Here is a 16154-nt window from a genome sequence, read left to right on the forward strand (position 1 = left end):
GTGGGGCGGCACATCGCCCGCCGGGACCCGCGGGCGCACTGGCTCCTGCTCCTGCTCGGGCTGGCGCTGCTGCTGGCGGCGCTCACCGTCGACGGTCTGGTCACCGGGCTCGCCGGTGGCTCCGGCGGGGCACGGGCGGACACGTCCGCCGGGCCGGCGGTGCCGAAGGAGGTCGTCACCGGCGGGCCGGTGCTGCGGCTCGACCAGGACCGGCCGGTCAGCCGGACCATGCCCGACCGTACGGTCGCGCTGACCTTCGACGACGGGCCGGACCCGCGGTGGACGCCGCAGGTGCTCGACGCGTTGCGCCGGCACGGCGCGCGCGCCACCTTCTTCGTGGTCGGTGCCCGGGTCAACGAGCATCCGGAGCTGGTCCGCCGGATCCTCGCCGAGGGGCACGAGATCGGCTCGCACAGCTTCACCCACGCCGACCTCGGCTCCGCCCCGGACTGGCGGCGCGACCTGGAGCTCTCGCTGACCCGCAAGGCGGTCGCCGGGGCGGTCGGCCGCGAGGTAACCCTGCTCCGGCCGCCGTTCTCGTCCCAGCCGTCGGCGCTGACCCGTTCCGAGTACGCCGCGCTGAGCGCCGCCGCCGGCACCGGGCACGTCGCCGTGCTCGCCGACAGGGACACCAAGGACTGGCAGCGGCCGGGCGTGCCGGCCATCGTGAAGGCCGCCACCCCGGAACGGGGGCGCGGCGCGGTGGTGCTGATGCACGACGGCGGCGGCGACCGGGCCCAGACGGTGGCCGCCCTCGACCAGTTGCTGCCCGGGCTGACCCGGCAGGGCTACCGCTTCACCACCGTCTCCGAGGGGATCGACGCGCCCGCCTCCATGGTGCCGGCGGGCACGGGCAGCCGGCTGAGCGGCCGCGCCCTGCGGTGGACCCAGGCCGGCGCCGGCTGGCTCGCCGGGATGATGGACCTGCTGCTCGGGGTCGCATTGGTGCTGGGCGTGGCCCGGCTGGTCGCGCAGGTGGTCTGCGCCCAGGTGCACGTGCGGCGGGTCCGTCGGCCGAGGCGGAGGCGGACGCCGCCGACGGTCACCGCCCCGGTGTCGGTGATCGTGCCGGCCTACAACGAGGCCGCGAACATCGCCGCGACCGTCCGGTCGCTCATGGCCAGCGACTATCCCGCGCTGGAGGTGATCGTCGTGGACGACGGGTCCGACGACGACACCGCCGGGATCGTCGAGCGGCTCCGCCTGCGCGGGGTGCGGGTCGTCCGGCAGGCCAACGCGGGCAAGCCGGCGGCGCTGAAGACCGGCATCCGGGCCGCCCGCGCCGACCTGCTGGTGCTGGTCGACGGCGACACCGTCTTCCAGCCGGACACCGTGCACCGGCTGGTGCAGGGCTTCGCCGACCCCACGGTGGGCGCCATCTCCGGCAACACCAAGGTCGCCAACCGGCGCCGACTGCTCGGCCGCTGGCAGCACCTGGAGTACGTGATCGGCTTCAACCTCGACCGCCGGATGTACGACGTGCTGGAGTGCATGCCGACGATCCCCGGCGCGATCGGCGCGTTCCGCCGCGAGGTGCTGTTCGCCGTCGGCGGGGTGCCCTCGGACACGCTGGCCGAGGACACCGACCTCACCATGAAGGTGCTGCGGGCCGGCTGGCGGGTGGTCTACGAGGAGGCCGCCATCGCCTGGACGGAGGCGCCCTCCTCGCTGCGGCAGCTCTGGCGGCAGCGCTACCGCTGGTGCTACGGCACGATGCAGGCGATGTGGAAGCACCGGCACGCGCTGCGCGAGCGGGGCGCCGGCGGCAGGCTCGGCCGGCGCGGCCTGCCGTACCTGACGGTGTTCCAGATCGTGCTGCCGCTGACAGCCCCGGCGGTGGACGTCTACGCCGTCTACGGCCTGCTGTTCCTGCCCTGGTCGACCCTGGTGCTTGCCTGGGCGGGGCTGCTGCTGCTCCAGGCGCTCACCGCCGCGTACGCGCTGCGACTGGACCAGGAACGCTTCGGCCCACTGTGGAGCCTGCCGTTCCAGCAGTTGATCTACCGGCAGGTGATGTACCTGGTGGTGGTGCAGTCGGTGGTCACCGCGCTGGTCGGCAACCGGCTGCGCTGGCAGCGGATGGTACGCACCGGCGAGGCGGCCGCACTGGTCGGGACGCAGGGGCGGGCGCCCTTCTGACACCTGGCGGGGTCAACCGGCGGCGAACAGGCCGGCGGAGAGCGCGAGCAGCGTCCCGGCGGCGGCGGAACAGCAGCACACGAGCAGGAACGCGACCACCGCGAGGATCGCCCAGACGCGCCGGTCGCGCGCCGCCGCCCGCCACCCCGACGCCGGTACGCCCTCGGCCGGCCCGTCGTCGTCCACGCCGTCGCCCCCGCTCACTCCGGCAGTCTAGGCACCGGCGCGCGGGCCGCCGGGTGCCGGCGCCCGGACGGGTGAACGCGCCGCGGCCGGCCCGCGCGCCGCGAGGCGGCAGGCGATCCTGGCGTCACCGGGACGTATCCAGGCCAGCCCGGGGGCCGATTCACCGGAGTACGACCCATGCACTTCACCAGCGAGGACTTCGCGGTCAGCCACAAGTCGAACCTCGACGCGAACAACGGCGCGGTGATCCAGCTGTTCGTCCGCTGGTTCAAACCCGACCTTCCGCCGAGCCGGCCCCGCCAGCCGGTGCTCATGGTGCACGGCCGCAGCAGCCCGGGGCTCGTCTCGTTCGACCTGGAGTACGACGCGGGGGAGGGCGGGTACAGCTGGGCGAGGGAGCTGGCGGAGGACGGGTTCGACGTCTTCGTCATGGACCTGCAGGGGATGGGCAGGTCGACCCGCCCGGTGCAGATGAACGACCCCTGCAACATCAATCCGCTCCAGCAGCACCTCCTGCTGCCCCGGGAACCGTGCGCGGCCAGGTATCCGAAGCAGCTCACCAACTCGGCGAGCGACTGGGCGGAACTCGGTACCGTCCTGAACTGGATCCTGGGCCAGCCGGACATGCCACCGAAGGTCGATCTGATCGGCTACTCGGCGGGCGCGTACGCCGTGGGGCCGTTCGCCATGACGGTCGACCCCGCCAAGGTGGCCAGCGTCCTCCTGCTCGCACCGATCTTCGCGGTGACGGGCCCGTCGACGCCGCCGACGCTCCCGGTCAGCTCCCCCTGTTCCGTGTACGGCTTCCCCATGCACATCGTGCACAAGGCCGGTCTCAGGAAGTCGTGGGACAGCGAGGTCGACGTGGAGCCCCGCTACCCGGGCCAGCGGGACGACGCGCACGGCATCGTCGACGTGGTGTGGGACGCCTTCCTCGCCAACGACCAGCTGGGTCGCACCTGGGGGCCCGGTGTCTCGCGGTTCCGCAACGGATTCTGGTGGGGCTGGAACCAGGAGCGGGTGACCGCCGACCACACCAACCTCGGCGAGAAGGTGCCGGTGCTCATCGTGTACGGGCAGAAGGATGCCACGGCCAACAACATCGCGCTGAACTTCTCGGTCCCGGAGCTCTACAGGTCCATCCAGGGCCGGCACAAGCTGATGTACCGGCTCGACGGCACCGGGCACCTCGTCGTCTGGGAACGCCAGCGCACGTGGCTGCACAAGCTGTCCAGCAAGTGGCTGCGCAGCGCGCGGCACCCGAACCGGCCGTACAACGTCGACGGCAACACCACCGGGACCTTCGTCGTCCCGTGGGAGGGCGACCCGGTCGAGATGGACTACGCGTCAGGGCGGACGGAACAGCCGCTCGCCGCCCCGCTCGAACCGATGTAGGCCCGCCGGCGCCCCGTGCGTCGGGCAGGATGGGCCGATGGATCTGGTCTCGATCACCGACGTCCGGAACGCCGCCGCCGACATCGCGGGCACCGTGCTGCGTACCCCGCTGGTGCGCACCGGGTGGGACGCGCAGCTGTGGCTCAAGCCGGAGAGCCTGCAACCGGTGGGGTCGTTCAAGCTGCGCGGCGCGACCCACGCGGTCGCCCGGCTGACGCCCGAGGAGCGGGCGCGCGGCGTGGTCACCCACTCCTCCGGCAACCACGGCCTGGCCCTGGCGTACGCGGCCCGCGCGGCCGGCGTGCCGTGCCGGATCGTGGTGCCCGAGGGCGCCCCGGCCGCGAAGGTGGACCGGATCCGGGCGCTGGGCGTCGAGGTGCTGCTGGTGCCGCCCCCGCAACGCGGGCCGGAGGCGGAGCGGATCGCCGCGACGACGGGTGCGGTGCTGGTGCCGCCCTTCGACGACCGGCGCGTCATCGCCGGGCAGGGCACGGTCGGGCTGGAGATCGTCGAGGACCTGCCCGACGTCGATGTGGTGCTGGTGCCCGTGGGCGGCGGCGGGCTCTCCTCCGGCGTCGCGACCGCTGTCACCGCCCTGCGCCCGGCGGCGACGGTGATCGGCGTCGAGCCGGAACTCGCCGCCGACGCGCGGGAGTCGCTGGCGGCCGGGTCGGTGGTGGTGTGGGGCGAGGAGCGCACCTACCGGACGATGGCCGACGGGCTGCGCCTGCCCCCGTCCGAGCTGACCCTCGCCCACCTGCGGGCCCGGCTCGACCGCATCGTCACGGTGACCGAGGAGGAGATCCGCGCCGCGATGGGTCGGCTGGTCACCGACGCCCGCCTGGTCGTGGAGCCGAGCGGCGCGGTGGCGGTGGCCGCCCGGCTGTTCCGCGCCGCCGAGCTGCCGCCCGGCCGTACGGTCGCCGTGGTCACCGGCGGCAACGTCGACCCGGCGGTACTTGCGGGCGTCCTGCGCTGAGCGGGCGTCGGGGAGGGCCCTCGTCGGTGCGGGCCCTCCCCGACCCCGTTCAGGCGCGGCCGAGGCGGTCGAGGATCCAGGCGTTGACGAACGCCTCCTCGCGCCAGGAGTCGTAACGGCCGCTGGGGCCGCCGTGGCCGGCGCCCATCTCGGTCTTCAGCAGGTAGTCGCCCTGCGGGGCGACCGCCCGCAGCCGGGCGACCCACTTCGCCGGCTCGTGGTAGAGCACCCGGGTGTCGTTGAGGCTGGTCACCGCGAGGATCGCCGGATAGTCCACCGCCCGCACGTTCTCGTACGGCGTGTAGGACTTCATGTACGCGTAGACCTCCGGGTCGGCCAGCGGGTTGCCCCACTCCTCCCACTCGGTGACGGTCAGCGGCAGCGACGGGTCGAGGATCGAGGTGAGCGCGTCCACGAAGGGCACCTGCGCGACGATCCCGGCGAACGCGTCCGGGGCGATGTTGGCGACCGCCCCCATCAGCAGCCCGCCGGCCGAGGCGCCCCGGGCCACGAGCCGGTCGCTTGTCGTCCAGCCCGCCTTGACCAGGTGCCGGGCGCAGGCCACGAAGTCGGTGAACGTGTTCTTCTTGGCCAGCAGCTTGCCCTGGTCGTACCAGCTGCGGCCCAGCTCGCCGCCGCCCCGGGTGTGCGCGACGGCGAAGATGACGCCCCGGTCCAGCAGGGAGAGCCGGGCGACGGAGAACCACGGGTCCATGCTCGCCTCGTACGAGCCGTAGCCGTAGATCACGCAGGGGGCGGAGCCGTCCTTCGGCGTGCCGGCCCGGCAGACCAGCGAGACCGGCACCCGGGTCCCGTCGTCGGCGAGCGCCCAGTCGCGGTGCTGCTCGTAGTCGGCCGGGTCGTACGCCCGCCCGTCCGGCCCGGGCTTCACCGGCTTCTGCCGGCGCAGCACCATCTGCCGGGTGACCAGGTCGTAGTCGTAGACCGAGTCGGGGGTGACCAGCGAGGCGTAGCGGAGCCGGATCTGCCCGGTGCGGTACTCCGGGTTGTCGTGCAGGCCGACGCTGTAGAGCGGCTCCGGGAAGTCGATGTCGAAGGCGTCGCCGCCGCCGACGGGCAGCACCCGCAGCCCGGTCAGCCCGTTGGTGCGCAGCGAGACGACCAGGTGGTCGGCGAAGGCGTCCACGGCCTCCAGCCGGGTGCCGGGCGAGTGCTCGATGAGCGGCACCCAGTCGCCGGGCGCGTCCGCCGAGGTCCAGGCCAGCGCGAAGTCCTCCGCGCCGTCGTTGTGCAGGATCAGGAAGCGGTGCCCGTGGTGCTCGACGGTGTATTCGACGCCCTGCCGCCGGGGCGCCACGGACGCCGGCGCGCCGGTCGGGTTGCCGGCCGGGATCACCAGCACCTCGCTGGTGATCTTGCTGTGCACGTCGATGATGACGAACCGCTCCGAGCGGCTCAGCTCCACGCCGACCCAGAACCGCTCGTCGTCCTCCTGGTAGACCACCACGTCCTCGGTGGACGCCGTGCCCAGGGTGTGCCGCCAGACCCGGTTGGGGCGCCACGTCTCGTCCACCGTCACGTAGAACAGCACGGAGGCGTCGGTGGACCAGGCGGTGCCGTAGAACGTGTCGGGCACCTCGTCGGGCAGCAGCTCGCCGGTGGACAGGTCCTTGACCCGCAGCGTGAACCGCTCGTCGCCGGAGAAGTCCGTGGAGTAGGCCAGCCACCGCCCGTCCGGGCTGACGTCGAACGCGCCGAGCGCGAAGAAGTCGTGCCCCTCGGCGAGCAGGTTGCCGTCGAGCAGCACCTCCTCGCCGTCGAGCGGGGCGCCGTCCGCGCTGACCGGCGGCTCGGTCTCGCCGTCGCGGACCGCCCGGCGGCACTGCACGCCGTACTGCTGGCCCTCGACCGTCCTGGTGTAGTACCAGTAGCCGCCCTTGCGGCCGGGCACCGACAGGTCGGTCTCCTGGGTGCGCCGGCGGATCTCCTCGAACAGGTCGGCGCGCAGCCCTTCGAGGTGCGCCGTCCGGGCCTCGGTGTACGCGTTCTCGGCGGTCAGGTAGGCGATCGTCTCCGGGTCGTCCTTGGCGGTGAGCCAGGCGTACTCGTCGACGACTGTGTCGCCGTGGTGGGTGCGCTCGCTGGGCACCCGCTTCGCCGTGGGCACGGGGGTCTCGGTGGTCACGGCGTCACGTTACCGGCCGCGCGCCGCCCGCCGCGCGGCCTCGTCGGCGACCCGCCGCCACAGCTTTCGAACATGTGTACGATGGCCGGCATGGCGGCTGCAGCGAGTTCCACCGACCGGCCCGGAGCCCTCGACATCACCCGGCGGTTGACGGAGATCTGCGGCCCGCCGTTCGCCCGCTTCGCCGGCCCGGCCGACGAGGTGGCCGGCCGCCCGGCCCGCTGGGTGGCCGTCCCGGGCGGTCCGCGCGCGGCGGCCGAGGTGCTGCGGCTCGCCGCCCGGCACGACCTGACGGTGGTGCCGCGCGGCGCCGGCACGAAGATCGACTGGGGTGCCGCCCCCGACCGGGTCGACATCATGCTCGACACCGGCCGGCTCGCCGGGATCGGGCACGAGCCGGTCGGCGCGCCCACCACCGAGGTCGGGGCGGGCACCCCGCTGCGGGCGGTGCAGGCCACTCTGGACCGCACCGGGCAGCGCCTGGCGCTCGACGCCCCCTCGCCCGGGGCCACCCTCGGCGGCGTGCTCGCCGCCGGCGAGGCGGGACCGCTGCGGCACCGCCACGGCAGCCCCTGCGACCAGCTCGTCCGGGTGCGCTACCTCGACGCCGACGGCGAGCTCGTCGACGCCGGGGGCGGCGCGGCCGGGCTGGAGCTGGCCCGGCTGCTCTGCGGCTCGCAGGGGGCGCTCGGCGTGCTGGTCTCCGCGACCCTGCGGGTGCAGGCCGTTCCGGCCGGCCGGATCTGGGTCAGCCGACCGGTGTGGACCCCGCTGGAGGTGCACGACCTGGTCCGCACCGTGCTCGCCGCGCGCCTCGACCCGGCGGCGGTCGAGCTGGACCTGCCGGCCGGCGCGGGACCCCGGCCGCGCCCGGGCAGCCGGGCCGCCGCGATGGCCGCGCACCCGTCCATGGCGGGGCGCGCCGGCGGCGGCCCGGCCGGCGCCGGTCGGCTGGTGGTGCTGCTGGAGGGCGGCCCGGCCGACGTCGCCGAGCGCGCCGACCGGCTCGTCGCGCTCCTCGGCCCGGGCGCGGCCGCCAGCCACGCCGCGCCCGAGTGGTGGCGGCGCTATCCGTTCGGCCCGGGCGACACGGCGCTGCGCATCGAGGTGCCGATCGCCGACCTGCACGCCGCCGTCTACGCGCTGCGGGACGCCGCCGGCGGCCCCGTCCCGGTGCGCGGATCCGCCGGCCTCGGCGTGGTGCACGCGGCCCTGCCCGCTGCCATGTCCCCCGACCGGGTGGCGTCGATCCTGGCCGCCGTCCGGGGCGTGCTCCTCGCCCGGCAGGGCCGGTGCGTGGTGGTCGCCGCGCCGGCGGCCGTCCGGCGGGCCGTCGACCTCTGGGGCGAGCTGGCCGGGCTGGCCCGGCTGCGCGCGGCCAAGGAGCACCTCGATCCGCACCGCCGCCTCGCCCCGGGCCGCCTCCCGGGCGGCCTCTGACCGCGCCGGCCAGCTCCCGGCGCGAGCGGGGCGGAGGGCGGCGCGGCCGGGGTCGCGCGGCTCAGTCCATCCACCACCGGTGCAGGTCGGCGCCGACCGGCGTGAAACGGCTCGCGGCCACGACCACCGCGCCCACGGTCAGGGCGAGCAACACCCGCCACGTGCGGCGGGACATGGCCGACCGGTCCCGGGCCAGCAGGACCACGGCGTGGACCGCCAGCAGCGGCCCGGCGACCAGGCCGGCGAGGTAGAGCAGCGACACCGCGCCGTACAGCCAGATGAGGGGGTTCGCTGCGCTCAGGCCGAACGGCACCAGGTCCTTCGGGTCGTACGCCCCGCTGCGCATCTCCTCGGGGCCGACCCCGGCGGCGGCCATCCGGCCGACCCAGAGCGCGAGGACGACGACGAAGGCGGCGGTGAGCGCCGACTGGGCGGCGACGGTGCTGCGCAGCAGCGGCGGGCGCTCGGCGGATGCATGGACGGTGCTCGACATGCGGTCAACCTAGCGAACCCGTCCGGCCGGCCCCGCCACCGCTGCTCAGGTCGCGTCGTTGCGGAGCACCAGGATGGCGATGTCGTCGCGGGGCGCCTCGGCCGAGAAGCCGATCGCCGTCGAGCGGAGCCGGGCCGCGATCACGTCGGCCGGGTAGCCGGCCAGCGGGGCGGCGGCGTCGCGCAGCCGCTCGGTGCCGAACAGCTCCCGGCCGCGCCGCCGCTCGGTGACCCCGTCGGTGTAGAAGACCAGCGAGTCCCCCGGGGCGAGCGGCACCTCGGCCGTCGGGGAGGCGATCGAGTCGAGCAGGCCGAGCGCGGTGCCGCCGATGCCGACGAAACGCGCCCCGCCGCCGGCGGGCAGCAGCACCGGCCGGTCGTGGCCGGCGAGGTGCAGGGAGACGTCGAGCCGGTCGCTGTCGCCGGGGCCGACCGCCGCCAGGGCCAGCGTGCAGTAGCGCCCGCCGCCCCGCTCGAGCAGCGTCTCGTTGACCCGGGCCAGCGCCTCCGGCAGCGGCTTGCCGTCGCCCACCAGCACCCGGATGACGTCGCGGACCAGGCCGGTGACCGTCGCCGCCTGCACCCCCTTGCCCGAGACGTCGCCGATCACCACCAGCCAGCGGCCGTCCGGCAGGGGCACCACGTCGTAGAAGTCGCCGCCGACGTCGACGTCGCCGCCGGTCGGGACGTACTCGGCGGCGAAGCCGATGCTCTCGACCACGGGGAGCACCGGCGGCAGCAGCGACTGCTGGAGGGTGTGCGCGACGCGCCGGCGCTCGGCGTGGATCCGGGCGTTCTCGATCGCCAGCGCCGCCCGCCGGGCGACGTCCTCCAGCACGGCGACCTCGTCCGGGTCGTGCCGGTGCCGCTGGTGCCGGCCGACGGCCAGGGTGCCCAGCCGCTGACCCCGCGCGATCAACGGGACGGCGAAGCCCTCCATCGGCGCGCCGAGCGGCATCTGGGTGCCGTTGCGGGACGCCTCGCGCAGCCGGGCCTGGACCGAGTCCGGGCCGGTCTCCGCGAGCACCTGGTGCAGCTGGGGCAGCACCGACTCGTCGGCGTGGCTGGCCGCCGCGAGGCGGAGCCGGCCCCACTCGTCGGTCGTGTGGACCGCGCACCACTGCCCGAGCCGGGGCACCACGAGCTGGGGGACGAGCGCCATGGTCAACTCGACGTCCAGCGACTGCGCGAGCAGCTCGCTCGCCTCGGCGAGGAAGGTCAGCCAGGCCTGCCGGCGGACGTCCGCCCGGCGCAGCCGGTCGTTCTCCAGGTGCAGCGAGAGCCGCTCGGCCATCAGCACGGCCAGCGGTCGCGCGTACGCCGACGGTGCCGCGTCCAGCACCAGTTCACCGGTGTACGGCCGGTGCACGGCCAGCGCCACCCGGAGCAGCTCGTTGCCGGGCCGGGGCTGGCGGCCGTACCGGGCCAGCACCTGGGTGCCCTGCCCGTCCCCCCGGTCCAGCCGCACGACCCCGCCCGCCGCGCCGACCATCTCCGCCACCCGGGTGAGCAGGCTGGTCGCGAAGTCGGGCAGCGGATCCTCGGCGTACGGGTCGGGGGTGGTCTGCATCAGCTCGCTCATGGCCCCTGCGCTCGGCGCGGAGCTCTCCGGGGTCGCCGGTGCGCCGCCTCCGGCGGTCGCCGCGCCGGGTACCCGCGCGTGCCGGGTGCCCGTGGCCGGGCCGGGCAGGTCCAGCCGGAACCACACCCCCTTGCCGGTGGGCAGGTAGGTGGTGCCCCAGCGGCTGGCGAAGTGGTCGACAAGCAGCAGCCCTCGGCCGCGCTCGGAGACCTCGTCGATGTCGGTGGCGTCGTTGCGGACCCCGACGGTCAGCTCCTCCACCGGGCCGGCGGCGAAATCGGACACGGTGACGGTGATCCCGACCGGGTCGGCGACCACCTCGACGTCCAGTTCGGTGCGGGCGTGCTCCACCGCGTTGGTGGAGAGTTCGGTGGTGAGCAGCATGGCCTCGTTGGCCAGTTGGTCCAGGTGGGCCTCGGTGAGTACGGACCGCACGAGGGCCCGCGCCGCGGCCGGCGTACGCCGGTCTGCGGGGAGCCGGACGCGCCGGACGTGCTCGTCTCGGCCCCCGGTCGCCGCGGGCCCCGCCTCCGCTGACACCCCCGTATCCTCCACCGCCACCCGTGCGGGTGCCAAGCCGATGCCCGGACGGGCGGCCCCCGCCCCCGCCTCCCGCCTCGTCGATCATGCACTGGTGGTGGGCGATCGATGACGTTCGACCCGGTTCGTCAGGCCCCACAACTGCGTGATCGGCCCCTCAGGCGGGGCCCGGCGGGGCGGGGCCGGGGCGGTGGGGGTGGGTCGGGTCGGGCGCGTGGACGTGGCGCGGGCGAGGCCACGGGCACAATGGGGGCATGGCCGGTGTCGGCAGGAGCCGGTGGCCCCGAGCTGAGCGAGGAATGATGACCACGAAACAGTCGGCGACCGTGGACCAGTCCGCGCCCGACCACGAGGCGCTCCTCGGCGAGCTGACCGAGGCGCTGCGGCGGGTGCGCGGGGGCGACCTGAAGGTGCGGCTGCCCCGCCGGGCCGGCCGCGCCGGTGAGGTCGCGGACGCCTTCAACGAGGTCGTGTCGCTCCAGGAGCAGCAGTACCTCGACCTGCGGCGGATCAGCCGGATCGTCGGCCGGGACGGCCGGCTCACCGAGCGCCTGGACGACGAGGGGCTGGACGGCTCCTGGGCGGAGGGGCAGCGGGCGGTCAACTCGCTCATCGACGACCTGGGCCGGCCGACCACCGAGATCGCCCGGGTCATCGTCGCGGTAGCCGACGGCGACCTCTCCCAGCACATGGCGCTGGAGATCGACGGCCGGCCGCTGCGCGGTGAGTACCTGCGGATCGGCCGCACGGTCAACACGATGGTCGACCAGCTCTCGTCCTTCTCGAACGAGGTCACCCGGGTCGCGCGGGAGGTGGGCACCGAGGGCAAGCTCGGCGGCCAGGCCGACGTGCGCGGCGTCGCCGGCACCTGGAAGGACCTCACCGACTCGGTGAACACCATGGCGTCGAACCTGACCGGCCAGGTGCGGTCGATCTCCCAGGTGGCGACGGCGGTGGCCAAGGGCGACCTGTCGCAGAAGATCACGGTCAGCGCGCGCGGCGAGGTCGCCGAGCTGGCCGACACGATGAACTACCTCACCGACACCCTGCGGCTCTTCGCCGAGCAGGTGACCCGGGTGGCCCGCGAGGTGGGCACCGAGGGCAAGCTCGGCGGGCAGGCCGACGTGCCGAACGTGGCCGGCACGTGGAAGGACCTGACCGACAGCGTCAACTCGATGGCGTCCAACCTGACCGCCCAGGTCCGCAACATCGCCCAGGTCTCCACGGCGGTGGCCCGGGGCGACCTGTCGCAGAAGATCACCGTGGCGGCGCAGGGCGAGATCCTGGAGCTGAAGGACACCGTCAACACGATGGTGGACCAGCTGTCGTCGTTCGCCGACGAGGTGACGCGCGTCGCGCGCGAGGTGGGCATCGAGGGCAAGCTGGGCGGCCAGGCCCAGGTGCGCGGCGTCTCCGGCACCTGGCGGGACCTCACCGAGAACGTCAATCAGCTCGCCGGCAACCTGACCAGCCAGGTGCGCAACATCTCCCAGGTCTCCACGGCGGTGGCGAAGGGTGACCTGTCGCAGAAGATCACGGTCGACGCCCAGGGCGAGATCCTGGAGCTGAAGAACACCGTCAACACGATGGTGGACCAGCTCTCGTCGTTCGCCGACGAGGTCACGCGCGTCGCGCGCGAGGTGGGCACCGAGGGCAAGCTGGGCGGTCAGGCCCAGGTCAAGGGCGTTTCGGGTACGTGGCGGGACCTGACCGACAACGTGAACTCGATGGCGTCGAACCTGACGTCGCAGGTGCGGAACATCGCCTCGGTCACCACGGCGGTGGCGAAGGGTGACCTGTCGCAGAAGATCACCGTGGACGCCCGGGGCGAGATCCTGGAGCTGAAGTCCACGGTGAACACGATGGTGGACCAGCTGTCGTCGTTCGCCGACGAGGTGACGCGGGTGGCCCGCGAGGTGGGCACCGAGGGCAAGCTGGGCGGTCAGGCCCAGGTGCGGGGCGTCGCCGGCACCTGGCGGGACCTGACCGACAACGTGAACTCGATGGCGTCGAACCTGACGGCCCAGGTGCGGAACATCGCCCAGGTCTCCACCGCCGTGGCGAAGGGTGACCTGTCGCAGAAGATCACCGTGGACGCCCGGGGCGAGATCCTGGAGCTGAAGTCGACGGTGAACACGATGGTGGACCAGCTGTCGTCGTTCGCCGACGAGGTGACGCGGGTCGCGCGCGAGGTGGGCACCGAGGGCAAGCTGGGCGGTCAGGCCCAGGTGAAGGGCGTCTCGGGTACGTGGCGGGACCTGACCGACAACGTGAACTCGATGGCGTCGAACCTGACGTCGCAGGTGCGCAACATCGCCTCGGTCACCACCGCCGTGGCGAAGGGTGACCTGTCCCAGAAGATCACGGTCGACGCCCAGGGCGAGATCCTGGAGCTGAAGTCGACGGTCAACACGATGGTCGACCAGCTCTCGTCGTTCGCCGACGAGGTGACGCGGGTCGCGCGCGAGGTCGGCAGCGAGGGCAAGCTCGGCGGCCAGGCCCAGGTCAAGGGCGTCTCCGGCACCTGGCGCGACCTCACCGAGAACGTCAACCAGCTCGCCTCGACCCTCACCACCCAGCTGCGCGCCATCGCGCAGGTCTCCACCTCGGTGACCCGGGGCGACCTGACCCAGCGGATCGCGGTCAAGGCGCAGGGCGAGGTCGCCGAGCTGAAGGACAACATCAACCAGATGATCGTCACCCTCCGGGAGACGACCAAGAAGAACGCCGAGCAGGGCTGGCTCGACTCGAACCTGGCCCGGATCGGCGGGCTCCTCCAGGGGCAGCGCGACCTCGGTGAGGTCTGCCGCATGATCATGATGGAGGTGACACCGCTGGTCGACGCGCAGCTCGGCGCGTTCTTCCTGGCGGACACGTCCGAGGGCGTGATGCGGCTGCGGTTGACCGCCTCCTACGGCTACGTCGCCCGGGGGCACGAGGTCACCTTCGGCCCCGGCGAGGGGCTGGTCGGGCAGGCCGCCCTGTCCCGCCGCACCATCCGGATGGGCGGGGTGCCGGACAGCAAGCTGATGCTCCGCTCCGGGCTCGCCGAGACCCCGCCGGCCGACCTGGTCGTGCTGCCCGTGCTCTTCGAGGGCGAGCTGCTCGGGGTCATCGAGTTCGCCAGCGTGGCGGCCTTCTCCGAGCTGCACCTGTCGTTCCTGGAGCGGCTCGTGCTCACCACCGGCGTCGCCGTCAACACCATCCAGGCCAACCGGCGTACGGAGGAACTGCTCGCGCAGTCCCAGCGGCTCGCCCACGAGATGCAGGAACAGTCGGCGGAACTCCAGCGCACCAACGCCGAGCTGGAGGACAAGGCGCAGCTGCTCTCGGAGCAGAAGGGCAACATCGAGACGAAGAACCGGGAGATCGAGCTGGCCCGGCTCGGCCTGGAGGAGAAGGCCCAGCAGCTCACGCGGGCGTCGGCGTACAAGTCGGAGTTCCTGGCCAACATGAGCCACGAGCTGCGTACGCCGCTGAACTCGCTGCTGCTGCTGGCCCGGCTGCTGGCCGAGAACTCGGAGCAGAACCTCACGCCGAAGCAGATCGAGTTCGCCCGGACGATCCACGGCGCCGGCTCCGACCTGCTGTCGCTGATCGACGACATCCTGGACCTGTCCAAGATCGAGGCGGGGCGGATGGACGTCGAGCCCACCGCCGTCCGGTTCGACGAGATCCGCGGGTACGTGGAGCAGGCGTTCGCGCCGCAGGCCGAGGAGAAGGGCCTGGACTTCCAGGTACGGATCAGCAAGGACCTGCCGGAGGCGCTGGTCACCGACGCCCAGCGACTCCAGCAGATCCTGCGCAACCTGCTCTCCAACGCGGTCAAGTTCACCGACAACGGGGCGGTGACGCTGCGGATCGCGCCAGCGCCCGACAACACGGTCTTCGACGTGCCGGCCCTGACAAACGCGCAGCAGGTCATCGCGTTCACCGTGGTCGACACCGGCATCGGCATCTCCGACGACAAGCTGTCGCTGATCTTCGAGGCCTTCCAGCAGGCCGACGGCACCACCAGCCGTCGCTACGGCGGTACGGGGCTGGGGCTGTCGATCAGCCGGGACCTGGCCCGGCTGCTGGGCGGCAGCATCGTGGTGGCGTCGGCGCCCGGCCAGGGCTCGACGTTCACCCTCTTCGTACCGGACGTGCTCGCCCCGGACGCGGTGGTCGCGCCGCTGCCGCCGTCACCGGCGCGGGCCGGGCTGCCGTCCTCGCTGCTCATGCCCCCGCCGGAGCTGCCCGAGCCGGCCTCCACGCCGGCCACCCGGCGGCTGGAGGGCACCACCGTGCTGATCGTCGACGACGACGTCCGGAACGTCTTCGCGCTGACCAGCGCGTTGGAACTGCACGGCCTGACCGTGTTGTACTCGGACAACGGGGCGGACGGCGTCCGCCTGCTGGCCGAGCATCCGGAGGTGGACATCGTCCTGATGGATGCGATGATGCCCGATCAGGACGGGTACGAGACGACCCGACAGATCAGGCGCAACCACCGGTTCGCCGACCTGCCGATCGTCTTCCTGACCGCCAAGGCCATGCCCGGCGACCGCGAGTCGGCGCTGGCGGCCGGGGGAAGTGACTACATCACCAAGCCCGTCGACCTGGACGAGTTGATCGAACTCATGTCGTCCTGGATCAGCGGCAGCCGAACCGAGGAGAGTTCGTGACCCAGATGGCAAAGGCGCTGCTGGTGGACGACCGCCGGGAGAACCTGATGGCACTGGAGGCGATTCTCCAGGGCCTGCCGGTCCAGTCCGTCGCCGTGGAGAGCGGCGAGGCGGCCCTGAAGCAGCTGCTGGTCGACGACTTCGCGGTGATCCTGCTGGACGCCCAGATGCCGGACATGGACGGCTTCGAGACGGCCAGCCACATCAAGCGCCGCGAGCGTACGCGGCACGTGCCGATCATCTTCCTCACCGCCGCCGACCGGGACGCCCAGCTCGCGCTGCGCGGTTACGCGGTCGGCGCGGTCGACTACCTGACCAAGCCGTTCGACCCGTGGGTGCTGCGGGCCAAGGTGTCGGTCTTCGTCGAGCTGTGGGTGAAGACCCGGCAGCTCGCCGCCCAGTCGGACCTGGTGCGGGACCGGGACGCGCAGCTGCGGGTGCTGACCGACGCGGTCGACGAGGCCACCGCGATGCTGCGCCTCGACGATCAGGACTCCCGCGACCGCGCGGTGCAGCTCCTGGAACAGGCCCGCTGGGGCAACACCCCCTGACCCGGCATCGGAACTGCGCCGGGCGGGCTGACGTGCG

Annotated in this window: 10 protein-coding genes; 6 read left to right on the forward strand and 4 right to left on the reverse strand. The window is 73.4% G+C overall.

The features are described 5' to 3' along the window. On the forward strand, nt 1–2139 hold the full coding sequence (locus tag ACGFNF_RS16360) for a bifunctional polysaccharide deacetylase/glycosyltransferase family 2 protein (protein ID WP_393168698.1): 2139 nt from the start codon (nt 1–3) through the stop codon (nt 2137–2139). Between the two features lie 12 nt (nt 2140–2151). On the opposite strand, the gene ACGFNF_RS16365 is transcribed toward ACGFNF_RS16360, so the two are convergent. Beyond that, nucleotides 2152–2343 carry a hypothetical protein gene (locus tag ACGFNF_RS16365; RefSeq protein ID WP_393168700.1) on the reverse strand — a complete coding sequence of 64 codons (192 nt, stop codon included), beginning with the start codon at nt 2341–2343 and terminating at the stop codon, nt 2152–2154. Between the two features lie 159 nt (nt 2344–2502). On the opposite strand from ACGFNF_RS16365, the gene ACGFNF_RS16370 reads away from it, so the two are divergent. After that, nucleotides 2503–3720, forward strand: a complete 1218-nt coding sequence (locus ACGFNF_RS16370) for an alpha/beta hydrolase (RefSeq protein ID WP_393168702.1) — start codon at nt 2503–2505, stop codon at nt 3718–3720. A 37-nt stretch (nt 3721–3757) separates the two neighbouring features. After that, on the forward strand, nt 3758–4699 hold the full coding sequence (locus tag ACGFNF_RS16375; protein WP_393168704.1) for a threonine/serine dehydratase: 942 nt from the start codon (nt 3758–3760) through the stop codon (nt 4697–4699). A 49-nt stretch (nt 4700–4748) separates the two neighbouring features. On the opposite strand, the gene ACGFNF_RS16380 is transcribed toward ACGFNF_RS16375, so the two are convergent. Further along, the gene (locus ACGFNF_RS16380) at nt 4749–6845 is read right to left on the reverse strand and encodes a S9 family peptidase (protein WP_393168706.1); all 2097 of its coding nucleotides are present in this window, start codon (nt 6843–6845) and stop codon (nt 4749–4751) included. A 90-nt stretch (nt 6846–6935) separates the two neighbouring features. On the opposite strand from ACGFNF_RS16380, the gene ACGFNF_RS16385 reads away from it, so the two are divergent. Beyond that, on the forward strand, nt 6936–8285 hold the full coding sequence (locus ACGFNF_RS16385) for an FAD-binding oxidoreductase (RefSeq protein WP_393168708.1): 1350 nt from the start codon (nt 6936–6938) through the stop codon (nt 8283–8285). Nucleotides 8286–8346: 61 nt separating this feature from the next. On the opposite strand, the gene ACGFNF_RS16390 is transcribed toward ACGFNF_RS16385, so the two are convergent. Together ACGFNF_RS16390 and ACGFNF_RS16395 are read right to left on the reverse strand one after the other, a co-directional pair. Beyond that, nucleotides 8347–8778, reverse strand: a complete 432-nt coding sequence (locus ACGFNF_RS16390; protein ID WP_357576862.1) for a hypothetical protein — start codon at nt 8776–8778, stop codon at nt 8347–8349. Nucleotides 8779–8823: 45 nt separating this feature from the next. Continuing rightward, complete coding sequence (locus ACGFNF_RS16395; protein WP_393168710.1) at nt 8824–10899, reverse strand: SpoIIE family protein phosphatase; 2076 nt, start codon at nt 10897–10899, stop codon at nt 8824–8826. A gap of 299 nt (nt 10900–11198) precedes the next feature. Here ACGFNF_RS16395 and ACGFNF_RS16400 point away from each other — a divergent pair, with 299 nt between their 5' ends. Next, nucleotides 11199–15566: a HAMP domain-containing protein gene (locus tag ACGFNF_RS16400; RefSeq protein WP_393168712.1), complete on the forward strand. Its 4368-nt coding sequence runs from the start codon at nt 11199–11201 to the stop codon at nt 15564–15566. After that, nucleotides 15563–16117, forward strand: a complete 555-nt coding sequence (locus ACGFNF_RS16405) for a two-component system response regulator (RefSeq protein ID WP_151455014.1) — start codon at nt 15563–15565, stop codon at nt 16115–16117. The genes ACGFNF_RS16400 and ACGFNF_RS16405 overlap by 4 nt, the downstream gene beginning before the upstream one ends. Nucleotides 16118–16154 lie beyond the last annotated feature (37 nt).

Origin of the sequence: Micromonospora sp. NPDC048868, assembly GCF_043198195.1 — a bacterium.
GTDB lineage: Bacteria > Actinomycetota > Actinomycetes > Mycobacteriales > Micromonosporaceae > Micromonospora > Micromonospora reichwaldensis.